This window comes from Pseudomonas sp. BTN1, from assembly GCF_001907715.1.
Classification (GTDB): Bacteria; Pseudomonadota; Gammaproteobacteria; order Pseudomonadales; family Pseudomonadaceae; genus Aquipseudomonas; species Aquipseudomonas paracarnis.
In genome coordinates this window covers 1-16,960 of record NZ_MPBM01000013.1, presented here as the reverse complement: position 1 = coordinate 16,960, position 16,960 = coordinate 1, and the positions used below count along the sequence as shown (strand labels likewise).

General features: G+C 63.0%; 12 protein-coding genes. 2 read left to right on the top strand and 10 right to left on the bottom strand.

All coding sequences use genetic code 11. From position 1 onward, the window contains the following. Positions 1-727: 727 nt before the first annotated feature. Positions 728-952 (bottom strand): DUF465 domain-containing protein, encoded by a 225-nt coding sequence (locus BMH52_RS05500; protein WP_014718181.1) that lies wholly within the window; start codon positions 950-952, stop codon positions 728-730. Between the two features lie 175 nt (positions 953-1,127). Between BMH52_RS05500 and tkt the strand changes: the two genes are divergently transcribed. Further along, positions 1,128-3,185, top strand: a complete 2,058-nt coding sequence (gene tkt, locus BMH52_RS05495) for a transketolase (protein ID WP_073843118.1) — start codon at positions 1,128-1,130, stop codon at positions 3,183-3,185. A gap of 58 nt (positions 3,186-3,243) precedes the next feature. Here tkt and uvrA read toward each other — a convergent pair whose 3' ends face one another. The 8 genes from uvrA to BMH52_RS05455 all read right to left on the bottom strand — a co-directional run bounded on the left by uvrA (position 3,244) and on the right by BMH52_RS05455 (position 15,088). Further along, positions 3,244-5,763 (bottom strand): excinuclease ABC subunit UvrA, encoded by a 2,520-nt coding sequence (gene uvrA / locus BMH52_RS05490; protein WP_073843116.1) that lies wholly within the window; start codon positions 5,761-5,763, stop codon positions 3,244-3,246. Continuing rightward, the gene (locus tag BMH52_RS05485; protein ID WP_003191866.1) at positions 5,760-7,472 is read right to left on the bottom strand and encodes an ATP-binding protein; all 1,713 of its coding nucleotides are present in this window, start codon (positions 7,470-7,472) and stop codon (positions 5,760-5,762) included. Before BMH52_RS05485 ends, uvrA begins: the two co-directional genes overlap by 4 nt. 101 nt (positions 7,473-7,573) lie before the next feature. After that, on the bottom strand, positions 7,574-10,645 hold the full coding sequence (locus tag BMH52_RS05480; RefSeq protein WP_073843114.1) for an error-prone DNA polymerase: 3,072 nt from the start codon (positions 10,643-10,645) through the stop codon (positions 7,574-7,576). Between the two features lie 35 nt (positions 10,646-10,680). Next, positions 10,681-12,096: a DNA polymerase Y family protein gene (locus tag BMH52_RS05475; protein WP_038449905.1), complete on the bottom strand. Its 1,416-nt coding sequence runs from the start codon at positions 12,094-12,096 to the stop codon at positions 10,681-10,683. A 7-nt stretch (positions 12,097-12,103) separates the two neighbouring features. After that, complete coding sequence (imuA, locus tag BMH52_RS05470) at positions 12,104-12,718, bottom strand: translesion DNA synthesis-associated protein ImuA (protein ID WP_003191873.1); 615 nt, start codon at positions 12,716-12,718, stop codon at positions 12,104-12,106. Further along, positions 12,718-13,335: a transcriptional repressor LexA gene (gene lexA / locus BMH52_RS05465; RefSeq protein ID WP_072434459.1), complete on the bottom strand. Its 618-nt coding sequence runs from the start codon at positions 13,333-13,335 to the stop codon at positions 12,718-12,720. Before lexA ends, imuA begins: the two co-directional genes overlap by 1 nt. A 273-nt stretch (positions 13,336-13,608) precedes the next feature. Beyond that, the gene (locus BMH52_RS05460; RefSeq protein WP_020302080.1) at positions 13,609-14,196 is read right to left on the bottom strand and encodes an NUDIX domain-containing protein; all 588 of its coding nucleotides are present in this window, start codon (positions 14,194-14,196) and stop codon (positions 13,609-13,611) included. Positions 14,197-14,224: 28 nt separating this feature from the next. Next, on the bottom strand, positions 14,225-15,088 hold the full coding sequence (locus tag BMH52_RS05455; RefSeq protein ID WP_060767276.1) for an SDR family NAD(P)-dependent oxidoreductase: 864 nt from the start codon (positions 15,086-15,088) through the stop codon (positions 14,225-14,227). A gap of 153 nt (positions 15,089-15,241) precedes the next feature. Between BMH52_RS05455 and BMH52_RS05450 the strand changes: the two genes are divergently transcribed. Further along, positions 15,242-16,168 (top strand): alpha/beta hydrolase, encoded by a 927-nt coding sequence (locus tag BMH52_RS05450; protein ID WP_073843112.1) that lies wholly within the window; start codon positions 15,242-15,244, stop codon positions 16,166-16,168. Between the two features lie 192 nt (positions 16,169-16,360). On the opposite strand, the gene BMH52_RS05445 is transcribed toward BMH52_RS05450, so the two are convergent. Continuing rightward, the coding region (locus BMH52_RS05445; protein WP_143192515.1) for an alpha-hydroxy acid oxidase at positions 16,361-16,960 on the bottom strand (600 nt) is incomplete at its 5' end.

Sequence of the window (16,960 nt, the reverse complement as noted above, 5' to 3'; positions counted from 1 at the left end):
TGAGCCACGAGGTGAGTGCATGGGCTTGGGATTCGTTTGGTGTGCTTGTGTGTATGTGGGTCTTAGGGGCTCCAGTAAACTGCGCTGTCTGGGTGTTGCATTGGGGGAGGGGGGTGAAGCGGCAGGGATGCCGGTTTAGCCGCCCCGCGCCATGGATGGCGCGTGGCGGCGGCCCCCCAAATCACTGGCGGATTACGGGCACACCGAGCCTAGGCGAGGTGCCGAGTGGTGGGGCAAGAGCGTTTTGCTTACTTTTGGGCTTTTCAAAAGTGAGCCGCTGTAAAAGCGGAACCCTAAGTGGCCGTTACCGCAGGAATGGATATGTACACGGTCCAACTGTGTTGACTGTCAGGCCGTCATCGCAGGCAAGCCAGCTCCCACATTTGGATTGTGGGGTTTCAGGTGGATAGGCATCGGCTGGGAGGCCGCCTTCGCAGGCAAGCCAGCTCCCACATTTGGATTGTGGGGTGTCAGGTGGATAGGCATCGGCTGGGAGGCCGCCATCGCAGGCAAACCAGCTCCCACGGGCAGCATTTACAGCCGACCGATTCGGCCCTGTGTTGCATGAATTCTGAGGATGCCCACCCGGCTCAAACAACGCAATCCTTGCGCCGCAACAAGCCCCAGAGCCGAGTGGACGGGGCGCATCATAAGGAGTGAAACGGCATTTGTCCTCCAGACAATTCTGAACAAATGTGCACATTCCAAATGTGTGGCGAGGGATTGCCTAACCCAGCCGCCCCACAATTTCGTCTTTGACCAATAGCCGTTTCTTCTTCAGCTTTTCCACATCCTCATCGCTGGCACTGGCTTTTTCCGCTTTTAGCACCTCAGCGTCGGCGTCATCGTATTGAGTGAGCAGCGCATCCAACCGTTTGTCCTGCGCCCTGCGTTCGTGAACAACTTCCTTGCTCAACCCCAAGTCCTGATACAGGTCGTGTTTCACTGGCATGGCGTACCTCCACAGATTGATCGATGGTCTACGCCCTTGAAGCTAGCCCATTCCAACAGCTCTTGTCATGTTTGAGGCCAACAACGTCCCGTTCGTCGCGGCGCAAGCGATGGGATCAAACCTTTGCCCCGCCCCGCCCTCCACTGTAGATCGCCACCCCAGGGAGAACGGTTTTATGAATCACGTTGCCACTGCTGCCGACACCCAATGCATCAACACCCTACGCACCCTGGCCATGGATGCCGTGCAGAAGGCCAATTCGGGGCACCCGGGTACGCCCATGGGCCTGGCGCCGGTGGGTTATACGTTGTGGAGTCGCTTCCTGCGTTATCACCCCGAGCATCCTGACTGGCCCAACCGTGACCGTTTTGTGCTGTCGGTAGGGCATGCCTCGATGCTGCTGTATTCGCTGTTGCACCTGGCCGGCGTGGTGGAAATCGATGCCCATGGCCAGCGCTCGGGCGAGCCGGCCGTCAGCCTGGACGACATCAAGCAGTTCCGGCAGATCGGCTCCAAGACCCCAGGCCATCCCGAGTACCGCATGACCACGGGCGTGGAAACTACCACCGGGCCGCTGGGCCAGGGCTGCGCCAACAGCGTGGGCATGGCTATGGCCGAGCGTTGGCTGGGCCAGCGCTTCAACCGCGACGGCCAGGTGCTGTTTGACTACGATGTCTACACCCTGTGCGGTGATGGCGACATGATGGAGGGCATCAGCAGCGAAGCCGCGTCCCTGGCCGGGCACTTGAAGCTCGATAACCTGTGCTGGATCTATGACAACAACACCATCAGCATCGAGGGCCACACTGAGCTGGCGTTCAGTGAAGACGTAATCCAACGCTTCCAGGCTTATGGCTGGCACACCGTGCATGTCACCGACGCCAATGACTTGCAGGCCTTGAGCGTGGCGCTGGCAACCTTCAAGGCCAACACCGGCGCCCCCACCTTGATCGTGGTGGACAGCGTGATCGGCTACGGCTCACCGCACAAACACAACACCGCTGCGGCCCATGGCGAGCCACTGGGAGAGGACGAGATTCGCCTGACCAAGGCCGCCTATGGCTGGCCGCAGGATTCAAGTTTTCTCGTGCCCGAAGAGGCCCGCACACTGTTGCGCGATGCCCTTTACGAACGCGCCGAGCCGCTGTACGCCGAGTGGAACCAGACCCTCGCCGCCCTCGACCCGCAACGGGCCGATGAGCTGCAACGCATGCGCGCCGGGGAGATGCCCGAGCAATGGCAAGCACACCTGCCCAGCTTTGCCGCCGATGCCAAAGGCGTCGCCAGCCGTGCTTCGGGCGGCGAGGTATTGAATGCCTTCGCCCAACAAATTCCATGGCTGCTGGGCGGTTCGGCAGACCTGTCGCCCTCGACCAAGACCAACCTCACCTTCGACGGTGCCGGGCGTTTCAGCGCGGGTGACTACAGCGGGCGCAACCTGCACTTCGGTATCCGCGAACACGCCATGGGCGCAATTGCCAACGGCATGGCGCTTTCCTACCTGCGCCCGTACACCTCGACCTTCCTGGTGTTCAGCGACTACATGAAACCGCCAATCCGCCTGGCGGCGATCATGGAATTGCCGGTGATCTTCGTGTTTACCCATGACTCCATCGGCGTAGGCGAAGACGGGCCCACCCACCAGCCCATCGAACACCTGACCCAACTGCGTGCCACGCCGGGGCTGTTGACGCTACGGCCGGGCGATGCGAATGAAACCCTTGAGCTGTGGAAGGTGGCGCTGGCACAAACCCATCGGCCCAGCTGTATGGTGTTATCGCGCCAGGCATTGCCGACCCTCGACCGCAACCACTTTGCCGCAGCTTCCGGCGCGGCCAAAGGTGCGTATGTGTTGGCCGAGGCGGATCAACCGGAGGTCATCTTGATCGCCACCGGCAGCGAAGTGGGCCTGGCGGTGGCCGCCTATGAGCAGCTCAAAGACCAAGGCATTGGCGCTCGCGTGGTGTCGATGCCCAGTTGGGAGCTGTTTGAAGACCAGGATCAAGCCTACCGCGACAGCGTCCTGCCGCCTGCGGTAAAAGCCCGTGTAGTGGTGGAGCAGGCAGGGCCCTTGGGGTGGGACCGCTACGTCGGGCAGACCGGCGCCAAAGTGGTGATGAACAGCTTCGGCGCCTCGGCACCACTGGCCAAGTTGCAGGAGAAGTTCGGGTTTACCGTGGAGAATGTGGTGAAGCTGGCCAAAGAGCAGATCCAGCACAACCTCACTGACTAACACGGGGCTTAATGGGGGAGCGGGCTTGCCCCTCCCACATTTTGGGCATCAGCCCCCGTTAGATCAGTGATTGGGCTAGATAAGGTGCGGTGCGGCTGTGTTTGCTCTTGGCAACCTTGTGGGGCGTGCCGCACGCCACTACCGTTCCGCCCAGGTCCCCTGCCCCCGGGCCGATATCAATCACCCAGTCACTCTGGGCCACCACGCGCATTTCATGCTCCACCACAACCACCGTATGCCCCGCCTCCACCAAGTGATTCAACTGGCTGAGCAAACGATCGACGTCCTTGGGGTGCAAGCCGGTGGTCGGTTCGTCCAAGACATACAAGGTGGCGCCCCGGGCGTTACGTTGCAGTTCAGTAGCGAGCTTGATGCGTTGGGCTTCGCCGCCGGACAGCTCGGTAGCCGGCTGCCCCAGGCGCAGATAACCCAGGCCGATATCGCGCAGCACGACTAACGAGCGCAGGATGCCCGGTTGCTCGGCGAACACCTGCACCGCCTGCTCCACCGTCAGCCCCAGCACCTGGGCGATATTCAAGCCCTGCCATTTGATCGCCAGGGTGTCGGGGTTATAGCGCGCGCCGTGGCAGGTCGGGCATGGCGCGTACACGCTGGGCATGAACAGCAACTCGACGCTGACAAAACCTTCACCCTCACAGTTCGGGCAACGGCCCTTGGCGACATTGAAGGAGAACTGCCCGGCATCGTAATTGCGCTTTTTGGCCGCTGGCGTGGCGGCGAACAGTTTGCGCACGTTGTCGAACAGCCCGGTGTAGGTCGCCAGGTTGGAGCGCGGCGTGCGGCCGATGGGCTTCTGGTCCACCTGCACCAGGCGCTGGATGTGCTCCAGCCCGGCGCTGATGCGCCCGCCACTGGCTTGCGGTGCAGCATCTTCCAGGCTCGGTTCGTCGTCGCTTTCCAACACACGCCCCAGGCCCGTGCCCACCAGCTCCAGCAGCGCCTGGCTGACCAGGCTGGACTTGCCCGAGCCGGAAATACCGGTCACCGCGGTGAAACAGCCCAGCGGGAAATCCACGTTCAAATCTTTGAGGTTATTTCGCGTCACGCCTGTGAGCTTCAGCCACCCGGCCGGCTCGCGGCTTGGCGCATTGGCCGGGCGAGGTGGGGCAAACAGGTATTCACGGGTCTGCGAGGCCTCGACATCCGCCAACCCTGCGGGCGGCCCGCTGTACAGCACTTGCCCGCCATGCTCGCCGGCAGCCGGGCCCACGTCGATCAGCCAGTCGGCGCGGCGCATGGTTTCCAGGTCATGTTCCACCACAAACAGCGAATTGCCCGCGGCCTTCAAACGATCAAGCGCGGTGAACAATGCTTCGCCATCCGCCGGGTGCAGGCCCGCCGAAGGCTCATCGAGCACATAAATAACACCGAACAACTGCGAGCCCAATTGGGTAGCCAAGCGCAGACGCTGCAGTTCCCCGGACGACAGGGTCGGCGTGCTGCGCTCCAGGGACAGATAGCCCAGGCCCAGTTCGATCAAGGTGTTGACCCGTTCGAGCAGGTCCTGGGCGATGCGTTGGGCCGCCAGGCGTTTTTCCACCGACAGCTTCATCCTGTCCTGTCCCGCGGCCACCGGCCGCAGCAACTCGGCCAATTGCGCCAAAGACAGCTGCGACAGCTCACCGATATCCACCCCGGCAAACTTCACCGACAACGCCGCCTGGGTCAGGCGCTTGCCCTCGCACAATGGGCAGGCACTGCCTTGCATGAACTGCGACACGCGCTTTTTCATCAGCGCGCTTTGGGTGTGGGCGAAGGTGTGCAGGATATAGCGCCGAGCGCCGCTGAAGGTGCCTTGGTAGCTGGGTTCGAGCTTGCGTTTCAACGCCTCGCGGGTCTGCTGCGGGGTGAAGCCGGCGTACACCGGTACGGTGGGGGTTTCTTCGGTGAACAGAATCCAGTCGCGCTGCTTTTTCGGCAAGTCGCGCCATGGGATGTCCACGTCATAGCCCAGGGTCACAAGGATGTCGCGCAGGTTCTGGCCCTGCCACGCCAACGGCCAGGACGCCACTGCACGTTGGCGGATGGTCAATGACGGATCGGGCACCATCAGCGCCTCGGTCACTTCATACACACGGCCCAGGCCATGGCATTGCGGGCACGCGCCCTGGGGCAGGTTCGGCGAGAAGTCCTCGGCGTACAACATGGCCTGCCCTTTCGGATAACGGCCGGCGCGGGAATAGAGCATGCGGATCAAGCTCGACAAGGTGGTGACACTGCCCACCGACGAGCGCGCACTGGGTGTACCGCGTTGCTGTTGCAGGGCCACGGCAGGCGGCAAGCCTTCGATGCTGTCTACATCCGGCACGCCGACCTGGTCGATCAAGCGCCGCGCATAGGGCGCCACCGATTCGAAATAGCGGCGCTGGGCCTCGGCATACACTGTGGAAAACGCCAGGGACGATTTGCCGGAGCCAGACACGCCGGTAAACACCACCAGGGCGTCCCGGGGAATATCCACATCGACATTACGCAAGTTATGTTCACGGGCGCCAAGCACCCTGACAAAGCCCGCTTGCCGGGCGGTGAGCGGTGGGATGTTGCGCGGTGATGTCATGGGCAACCTTGTCTTGCGCTTAGCACCCTGCGCACGCGTTGGGTCAGGGCATCGGGGCTGTAGGGTTTGCTCAGCAGGTGGATATCGGCGCTGAGCAGATGATTGGAAGACAGAATGTCGCGGGTATGGCCTGAGGTAAACAGCACCGGCACCGGCGGGTTCTGCGCGCGGGCCCAGGTGGCCAGGTCGGTGCTCTTGACCCGACCGGGCATCACCACATCGGTGAAGATCAGGTCCGGCGACACGCCGCGCTGCAACACTTGCATCGCGCGGTCGCCATCCTCGGCAATCAGTACGGTATAGCCCGACTGCTGCAGCAACTCGACCACCGTCAGGCGTACGCCTTCATTGTCCTCGACCACCAGGATGGTTTCCTGGCCGCCGCCTTGCAGGTCCGCATCACTGTAGTCGTCGAAGCATTCAGGCTCCAGGCAGTGGGGGAAATACATCTGCACCACCGAGCCCTTGCCCTCCTCACTCCACATGTCCACGTGCCCGCCACTTTGGCGCACAAAACCGAACACCATGCTCAACCCCAGGCCGGTGCCGTGGCCTTCGCGCTTGGTGGTAAAGAAGGGTTCGAATGCGCGCTTGAGGGTCGCCTCGGACATGCCCACGCCGGTGTCGGCCACTGCCAGGCGCACGTACTCGCCGGGCTTGATGCTTTTACCGATGCAATCGTCCGGGTTGAGGATGACGTTTTCTCCGGTGATACGAATCACACCCTCGCCCTGCATGGCATCGCGGGCGTTGATCGCCAGGTTGAGCAGCGCGTTTTCCAGCTGGTTGCGGTCGACATTGATGCACCAGGAGTCCTGGGGCAGTTGCACGTCGATATGAATGGTTTCCCCCAACGCCCGTTGCAACAGCTCGCCCAGGCCGGCGTAGATGCGCTGCGGGTTGTACACCGCCGGAGACAAGGGCTGGCGACGCGCAAAGGCCAGCAGTTGCGACGACAGCTTGGCCCCTCGCTCCACGGCGGCGATGGCGGCGGTGACGCGACGTTGCACCTGGGGGTTGTCCGGTTCATGCCTGGCGAGCAAATGCAGGTTGCCGGCGATCACTTGCAGCAAGTTATTGAAGTCATGGGCCACGCCCCCGGTCAGGCCGCCAATCGCTTCCAGCTTCTGTGACTGGCGCAACTGGTCTTCTGCGGCCGACCGCGCCTGCACTTCAGCGGCTACGCGTTGCTCCAGATTATGGGTGAGCTCCTGGCGCACCCGCTCGGACTTCACCAGTTCGGTGGTTTCCACCACGATCGCCAGCACCCCGGCCGGCTGTTGGTTGTCCCCGGCCACGGGGCTGTAATAGAGGTCCAGCCATACGCTTTCCGGTTGGCCGTGACGCGATAGCACCAGCTCCTTGTTATTGAACGACAAGGTGCCGCCCGCCAGGCACGTATCCACCACATGCCGATTGAACTCGGCCACCTCCGGCCAGCCCAGTTCGACCGGAGTGCCCAAGAGGTAGGGATGGCGCCCGCCGGCAAATGCCGAATAGCTGTCGTTGTAGATCATGTACCCTGCCCGCCCCCACAGCATCACCATCGGCACGGGTGAGGCGAGCATCATTTGCACGGTGCAAGCCAGGCTCGTGGACCACTGATCCAAGGGGCCAAGGTCGGTACTTGACCAGTCAAACGTGCGAATCCGCTGGGCCATTTCGCCGGCCCAGCCTTCACAGCCATGGGGGTTGGATAAAAATTGCATGATTGGGCTCTGTGCAGGGACAAGACAGTCGCAAGTTTTGGAGCGCGCCAGCGGTGGATGGTTTCATCCTGAACACAGAGGAATGCACAAACCCCTGGAACTCAATGAAAATCCCGGCTGCGCACCACCATTCCATCCAGCAGCGGCGTCAAATCGGTGAGGCGCCCCGCGATCAAATGCCGCACCTCACCCACCGCCTCCCAACGGCCGTCCACCTTGAGCAAACGCGAGCCCACCAGCGCCTGGCGCTGCCGCTCGGCCAGGTCGCGCCAGACCACCACATTGAGGTTGCCGAACTCATCTTCCAGGGTGACAAAGGTCACGCCGCTCGCCGTGCCTGGGCGTTGGCGCCCTGTGACCAGCCCGGCGATGCTCACGTTGCGCCCATGTTCCACCGCCAGCAACTCCTGGGAACTGCGGCAGCGGCGCCGGCGTAACTCGGCGCGCAACAACGCCAGGGGATGGGGCCCCAGGGTGGTACCGAGGGTGGCGTAATCGGCGTGCAAATCTTCGCCTACCGTGGGCTCGGGCAATGCCACCCGCGTTTCATCGGGGCTCGGCAGGCCGGCAAACAAGCCCAGTTGCTGATGCACACCGGCTACGTCCCAGCGCGCCTGATGGCGGTTGCCGGCCAGGGCGCGCAAGGCCCCGGCATCCGCCAGCAGCGCCTGGGCACGCGTATCCAGGCCGGCGCGCGCGTCCAGGTCAGCGATGTCGTTGAACCGCCGCTGCTGCCTCGCCGCTTCGATACGCCGCCCGTCTTCCTCGCGAAACCCCGAGATCATGCGCAAGCCCAAGCGAATCGCCGGTTGCTGCCCGTCAATGGGCTCCAGGCTGCACTCCCAGTCACTGGCCTGCACATCCACCGGGCGGATCTGCAAGCGATGGCGCCGGGCGTCCTGCAGGATCTGGTCCGGGCTGTAGAAGCCCATGGGCCAGCTATTGATCAGGGCGCAGGCGAAGGCCGCTGGCTCATGGCATTTGAGCCAGCAACTGGCATAGGTCAGCAAGGCGAAACTGGCGGCGTGGGACTCAGGGAAACCATAGCTGCCAAAGCCCTTGATCTGCTCGAAAATCTGCGCGGCAAAGGCTTCGGTGTAGCCGTTCTTCAGCATGCCGGTGCGCAAGCGCTGCTGATGCGGCTCCAGGCCACCGTGGCGTTTCCAGGCGGCCATGGAGCGGCGCAACTGGTCGGCCTCGCCGGGGCTGTAGTCGGCGGCGACCATGGCAATCTGCATCACCTGTTCCTGGAACAGCGGGATGCCCAGGGTGCGTTCCAGCACGGCTTTCAATTGCGGCGACGGATAGGTCGTGGGCTCTTCGTTATTCCGTCGACGCAAGTACGGATGCACCATGCCGCCCTGGATCGGCCCAGGCCGCACAATGGCGACCTCGATCACCAGGTCATAAAACGTCTGCGGCTTGAGCCGGGGTAACATCGACATCTGTGCCCGCGACTCGATCTGGAATACACCGATGGTGTCGGCCTTGCTGATCATGGCGTAGGTGGCCGGGTCTTCTTTGGGAATCGTGGCCAGGCTCAAGTCCCGGTGGGGATGCCGGCGCAGCAAATCGAAACAGCGGCGGATCGCGCTGAGCATGCCCAGGGCGAGGATGTCCACCTTGAGCAAGCCGACGGCGTCGAGGTCGTCCTTGTCCCACTGGATAATGGTGCGCTCGGCCATGGCCGCATTTTCCACCGGCACCAGGGTGTCCAGCGGGTATTCGCTGATCACAAAGCCGCCAGGGTGCTGGGACAGGTGCCGCGGAAAACCGATCAGTTGCTGGGTCAACGTCAAGACACGCCGCAGCAGTGGGCTGTCCGGGTCGAAGCCGCTTTCACGCAGGCGCTCCAACGGCGGCGCCTCATCGCTCCAGCGCCCGCAGCAATCGGCCAAGGCGTTGATCTGGTCCGGCGGCAGCCCGAGGGCCTTGGCCACATCACGTACCGCGCCCGTGGCGTGGTAACTGCTGACCACCGCCGTCAAGGCTGCACGGGTGCGGCCATAGCGCTGGAACACGTATTGCAGCACCTCTTCGCGGCGTTCGTGCTCAAAATCCACGTCGATGTCCGGCGGCTCGTTGCGCTCCTTGGACAGGAAGCGCTCGAACAGCAGGTTGGTCAGGCTCGGGTTGATTTCGGTGATGCCCAAGGCAAAACACACCGCCGAGTTAGCCGCCGAACCACGGCCTTGGCACAAAATCGAACGGCTGCGGGCGAAACGCACGATGTCATGCACCGTAAGAAAATAGCTTTCGTAACCCAGCTCGCTGATCAGCTGCAGTTCACGATGGATTTGCTGCAAGGTCTTGTCGTCGATGCCTTCGGGCCAGCGCTGGGCGATGCCTTCTTCGGTGAGGGTGCGCAGCCAGGATTGGGCGTCATGCCCCGCGGGTACCAGCTCGCGTGGATAGTGATAGCGCAACTGGCCGAGGTCGAAGGTGCAGCGCCGCGCGATGGCGAGGGTTTCATCCAGTAAGGCCTGGGGATACAGCGCCGCCAGCGCATCGAGGCTACGCAGGTGGCGTTCGCCATTGGGGTGCAGGCGCGTGCCGGCTTCGGCCACCGGCACGTGGTGGCGGATGGCGGTCATGGTGTCTTGCAGGGCCCGGCGGCCCCGCGCATGCATATGCACATCGCCGCAGGCCACGGCAGGGATTTGCAGGCTGTGGGCCAGTTGCAAGCGCTGTTGCAGATGGCGCGCATCGTCCTGGCCGCAATGCAGATGCACCGCCAGCCACAGGCGCTGGTCGAAGGTGCGGCGCAGCCAGTCGAGGCTGGCCTGGGTGTCGCTGTCTTGCGCTACCCACAACGCCAAAAGACCGGGCAACGGTTGCTCGAAATCTTCCTGTAGCAGGCGATAGCGGCCCTTTTCAGCCCGCCGCCGGGCCAGGGTGATCAGCCGGCACAGGTGCTGGTAACCGCTCAGGCTCTCTACCAGCAGCACCAGTTTCGGGCCGTTTTCGATGTGCATTTCGCTGCCGATAATCAACGGCAAGTCTACGGCTTTGGCGGCTTGCCAAGCGCGCACGATGCCCGACAGCGTGCATTCATCGGTAATCGCCAGGGCGCTGTAGCCTTGGCGCTTGGCGCGCTCGAAAAGCTCCAGCGCACTGGAGGCGCCACGCTGGAAACTGAAATTGGACAGGCAGTGCAGCTCGGCGTAACTCATGCACCCTCCTACAGTAGGTGGCGGCCCAAGGGTTTTCATGCAAACCACCCTTGCAACCACAGCCCATCGCCTTGCCCCACCGTGCGATAGGCCCACCCCTGCTGGCCGGCGCGGGTCTGGACCAGATAATAGTCGCGGCGCACATCGGCGCCATCCCACCAGCCGGATTCAATGCGCTCCGGGCCCATCAGGATCTGTACGCCGTGTTCGGCCAGCAAGGTCGGTTGCGGCAATAACCAGCCTGGGCGGCGGACCTTGTTCAAGCTCGGGCACGCCTGGTGGTCGGTCGTGGCCTGCCAGGCGCATTCGGGGCGATGGTCGGCCTGAAAACGCAGGCCCTGCACCGCCTCATCCCCCAGGCGTGCACGCAGGCGTTCGCGCAACTGTTCCCACGGCAGGGTTTGTTGCGGGCGGTCGTCGAACAGGTCCTGGCGTTGCGGCACGAACACCGGCAAGTCCTCGGCCACCAGGCGCACCCCCCGCACCGGCGCGGTGACCTGTACCTGCTCCAGGCGCCCACGGGCCAGTTCGAACAACATCGAAGGCTCGCGCTCGGCACTGAGCAGGCCCACCTTGATCACGCTGTCGTGTGCCTGGGCGTGTTCCAGGTGCAGGTCAAAGCGCTGCACGCCACTGTCACGCCCGCACAGGAACGCCGACAGATCGCCGGTCAAGCGCCGCAAGGGGAACAACAGCGCCTGGTGGGATTGCACGTCGAAATTCAACTCGATGCGTGCATCGAACTGGTCGGGCGGTTGATAGAACTCCAGGGCCAATGGCCGCTGCCCGCTCAGGGCGTCGAGGTGCTTGAGCAGGCTGGCATCAAAGCGTCGCGCCAGGGTGTGCCGGGGCAAGGCCTGCACCTGGGCCAGGCTGCGCAGGCCCATGCGCGACAAGGCGGTGGCGGCCTGGGGTTCAAGGCCCGCGCGGTCGATAGGCAACGATGCCAGGGCCTGCATCAGGGCGCGGTCATCGGCCACGGCCAGGCCGTCGTAGCCGTTTGCCAATATCCGCGCCGCCGCCGGGTTGGGCGCAGCGACGATGCGATGGCGAAAGCCAAGTTCGGTCAGCTCTTTGCGCAAACGCGCCTCGAGGTGCGGCCAGGGCCCGAACAGGCCCAGGCTCGATTCGATCTCGAACAACAAAGCCCGTGGGTAATACAGGCTGACCTGGGAGCTGAAACGATAGGCCCAGGCGGCCAGAAACTGCTGCAGGCGCTCGATCTCCAACGGGTCGTATTCGACACAGGCAAAGTGCTTGACCAGGGCATGGGCCGCCGTCAACGATTGCCCGGGGCGCAGGCCCAAGGCGCGGGCGGCGGCGTTGACGGTTTGCAATACACGCCGCTGCGGCGTGCCGGCCAGCAGCGCCAGCGGCTGCTCGGGTTCGGGGTGCACACGCTGTGCCCCGTCCAGCGCCAATTGCGGGAAGACAATACACACCCAACGCATGGCAACCTCAATGCCCCGCCAGGGCAATCGGCGCCGGATGGGCCAGCCCGCCACGGCACTTGAGCACCCGCACTTGCGCGGGCCTGGCCTCGACCGCCAAGCGCAGGGCGGCGGGCGAGGCATTGATCGCCTCGCTCAAGGAGCGCCAGGCAAACGCCAGGGTCTGCCCGGTTTCCGCCGCTACCTGCAAACGCCGCAAGGCACGATCATCGGCCTTGCGCGGCCAACACAACACCGCCCCGCAACTGCCCGAACGCAGGCATTGCTCCACCGCCCACAGCGCGTCACGCTCCTCGGCCCGGATGATGGACAACTGGCGCACATCCACCCCGGCGTTCTGCCACGCATGGGGATAGGGGGTATAGGGCGGCGCCACCAGCACAATGCGCTCGCCCAGGGCCGACAAGCGCGCCAGTGTGGGCAGCACCAGTTGCAACTCGCCCACCCCGTCCTGGGCCATCAGGATTTCACTCAAGGCCGATTCCGGCCAGCCGCCACTGGGCAGCACCGCATCCAGCGCCGCCAGCCCTGTGGGATGTACGCTGGCCGGTGGCGCGGCGGGCCGGCCCTTCCAGACTCGCCCGCCATTGAACAGCGAGTCCAGGGCAACCACGGCGCCCATCAGCCTTGCCTCACCAGGCCGCAGAACACGCCTTCGATGGCCAGGTCCTGCTCGGGCCCGACCACGATGGGTTGATACGCCGGGTTGCGCGGCAACAGGCGAACCCTGTCGCCGTGGCGCTCGAATCGCTTGATGGTGACGTCGCCGTCCAGGCGCGCCACCACAATCTGCCCGTTCAAGGCTTCGGCAGTGCGGCGTACGCCCACCAGGTCGCCATCGAGAATGCCATCTTCACTCATCGAATCGCCCTGCACTCGCAGCAGGTAGTCGGGGGTTTTGGCGAAGGTGGCGGGGTCCAGTTGCAAGCGGCTGTGCACCTCGGCATCGGCACCAATCGGCCGACCGGCCGCCACACGGCCGAGCACCGGTACATCCAGCCACTCGGGACGCGCAGGTTGATTGAGCAAGCGAATGCCACGGGCCTGGTTGGGGTTGACCTCGATAAAGCCGGCTTCGGTCAGCGCCACCACATGCTTGCGGGCGACGCTGCGCGAGGCGAAGCCGAACGCCTCGGCGATCTCGGCGAGGCTGGGAGGCTGGCCTTGTTGCGCGATGCGCTCGCGAATGAAGGTCAGGATGGCGGTGCGGCGGGGAGTCAGGTTTGTCATGGAGTACATTTGTACTCCTGTGGGAAATTTCTGACAATAACCGTCAGTCTGCTCGTTGCCACATACCTGTGGGAGCGGGCTTGCTCGCGAAGGCGATGTCTTCGCTAGCACATGTGAAAACTGACCCACCGCTTTCGCGAGCAAGCCCGCTCCCACAGTTTGATTGCGGGGTGTCAGGTAGATCTGGGACGGCTGCCAGGCCGTCGCGGGAGCAAGCTCCCTCACCACAGATTTAGCGTCGTGCCGAAGTTGTGTAAATACCTATGCACATGAAGGCATACCTCACCACCCCTCTTTCAACATCCGCAGCTCCAGATGCTGCAACAACATGATCGTCTTGCCATCCACAATCTCCCCGCTCTGCACCATCGCCAGTGCCTGCTCAAAGCCCAGCTCCAGCACCTCGATATCCTCGCCCTCTTCTTCCAGGCCACCGCCCGCCCCCACTCGGTCGCCTGGCTGGTATTCACCGATAAAAAAGTGAATCCGCTCGGTCACCGATCCCGGGCTCATGAACGCCGCGTAGATTTTCTCCACATGCCCCACGCGATAGCCGGTCTCTTCCTCGGCCTCCAGGCGGATGCGTTCTTCGGCGCTGGCGTTATCGAGCAAACCGGCCGCCGCTTCAATCAGGTAGCCGGGGTAATCGTTGACGAACGTGGGCATGCGGAACTGGCGAATCAGCAAGACTGTGCGTTGCTCACGGTTGTACAACAGGATGGTCGCACCATTGCCCCGGTCATACACCTCGCGGGTCTGGGCTTGCCAACTGCCGTCGCGACGGCGCAGGTCGAAGCTGTATTTCTTCAGCAGGTACCAGTTGTCCGAGAGGGTTTCTTCGGCGGTGATGCGCACGGGGCTATCGTTCATGGTCGAGCCTTGGTAGGTGGAAACAGATTCAGGTGGTGGCCTGGGTGGGCGGCTGTTTGATATGCGACCACGCGGCGGCCACTTCTTCAGCACTGCCTGCTTTGATCCGGGCAAGATTGCGTGGGTAATCCACGCCAGGATTTTCACTGAAACGCGTGGCGGTGAATTGGCCATTGCTGGCGCGCAGGATATAGCCGGTATCGGTGCACTGCCGGGAAGCCAGGAACAACACGCCCGGCGTCACCCAATCCGGCTTGAGTTCGTCCGGCTCTTGGGTCACGCCCCACATGCGCGTCTTGGCCACCGGCGAGATCGCGTTGACGAGCACCCCCGCCTCAGCGCCTTCGTGACTCAAGGCATTCATGATCCCCACTTGCGCCATCTTGCCAGCGCTGTAGGCCACCAGCCCGGTCTGTTCGTATTGCGCATACATGGCGCGGTCGGAGGTGGTGAGGATGATGCGCGGCGCACAAGAGCGCAGCAGATGTGGCCAGGCATGTTTGCACAACCACAGCGGTGCGTAGAGGTTGATGTCCATGGCGCGCTGCAGGAACGCAGCATCGAGTTCTGCGATGGGCTGGTAGCCCACCCAGCCGGCGTTGTGAATCAAAATATCGAGTTGGCCGAAGGTTTCGAGGGTATAGCTGATCAACTGCCGACACCCCTCGTCCGTGGACAAGTCACCGCCATGGCCCGCTACCATCAACCCTTCGGCGCGCAACGCCTCGGCGGCCTGTTGCACCACCGACGCATCAGTGCCGGCGCCCACGTTGTCGGCGCCAATATCACTGATGACAACACGGGCCCCAGCCTGCGCCAGTGCTCGTGCATAACTGAGTCCCAAGCCACGCGCACCTCCGGTGACGATTGCGGTTTTACCAGTGAAATCCATGTGTTTTTCCTCCTGTTCAGCCCCTCACCCTAACAACCCGCACGAGGATTGTTCAATGCTGTAACACTTTCATCCGTCACAGCCGTCGCATTAATGCCTACCCGCCCAGGCCATCTGGTAAAACCCGTGCTTCATCTTTGTTCTGGAACCTTCATGTCTTCTGCTTCTATGCCCCGCCGGGGCCTGCGCTGGTTTGTCTGGCTGTGCATGGCCGTGTTGATTGTCGGCCTGCCGGTCGGTTGCGCCGTGTTGCAACACAAGGAGCGCGAACTTGTGTTTCGCATCGAGCCGGGAACCGCCGGCTGGTACACCGGCCTGCCCAAGGCGGTGCAGGAATTCGAACTCAAGCCCGCCAGTTTCAAAGCAGGGCAGAACATTCATGGCTGGTGGTACCCGGCAGCCAACAAAGACGCGCCCGCCATCCTCTACCTGCACGGGGTACGCTGGAACCTCACGGGCCAATTGTTTCGCATCGAGCAATTGCATGCCCTGGGCTTTTCGGTCCTGGCCATCGACTATCGCGGCTTTGGCCAAAGCCAGGGCGACTTGCCCTCGGAAGCCACGGTGTACGAGGACGCTCGCATTGCCTGGGAGCGTTTCCAGACCCTGCAACCAGACCCCGACAAGCGCCTGATCTACGGGCACTCCCTGGGTGGCGCGGTCGCCATCGACCTCGCTGCCGAGTTGGGCAAGCAGGTGCCATTGCCGGTGCGCGGGCTGGTGATCGAGTCCACGTTCACCTCCCTGGCGGATGTCGCCACGGCCGTTGCCAACACCTCATTGCCGGTGCGCTGGTTGCTGTCGCAGAAGTTCGATTCCATCGACAAGATTGCCGACATCCACATGCCGCTGCTGGTGGTCCACGGCCTCGACGACCACTACGTACCACCGCGCTTCAGCCAGCAGTTATTCGAAGCCGCCCAGCAACCCAAACACCTGTTGCTGGTGCCCGGTGCCAGCCATAACAACAGCATGAACCTCGCCGGACGCAGCTATGGGCAGGCGCTGGAAAACCTGATGCGCACGAAGATGCCTGCCCAGGTGGTGACACACTCCACAGGCCGCGATAACGCCTCGTAAATACGCTTTTCGACACTGGGTTCGCACTTGGCTGTCAAGCGCAAACCCTGGCCATGTTGGTCCGAAATACAAGTTGATCAAATAATGATCTTCGCTGAAATCGCCAACGCTGCCGGGCCTTCGCAAAGTTATCCACAGAGATACCCACGGTTTTCGTGGACAACTCTTTTTATATTTTTACGTTTTTTTTGCTCAAGCCGTGCTTCCAGGAAAGGTACCGGGCAACAGGATTTCGCGATTTACTTCGCGTATATCCTTATAGCCACAGAGCGCCATCGACACATCCAGTTCGCGGGCGATGATATCAAGCGCCTTGGTCACCCCCGCCTCGCCCATCGCCCCCAACCCATACAAGTGCGGGCGGCCGATCATGGTGCCCTTGGCGCCCAGCGCCATGGCCTTGAGCACGTCCTGGCCGGAACGAATACCCCCGTCGAGCCACACTTCAATGCGGTTGCCCACGGCCTCGACAATCGCCGGCAATTGGCTGATGCTCGACGGCGCGCCATCAAGCTGCCGGCCACCGTGGTTACTCACCACCAACGCATCGGCACCGCAATCGGCCGCCAAGCGCGCATCCTCCACATCGAGAATGCCCTTGATGATCAGCTTGCCGCCCCAGCACCGCTTGATCCACGCCACATCGTCCCAGCTCAGGCGCGGGTCAAATTGCTGGGCGGTCCACGACGACAGCGAACTCATGTCGGCCACCCCCTTCACATGCCCGACGATATTGCCGAAACCACGCCGCTGGGTACCCAGCATGCCCATCACCCAGCGCGGCTTGGTCAT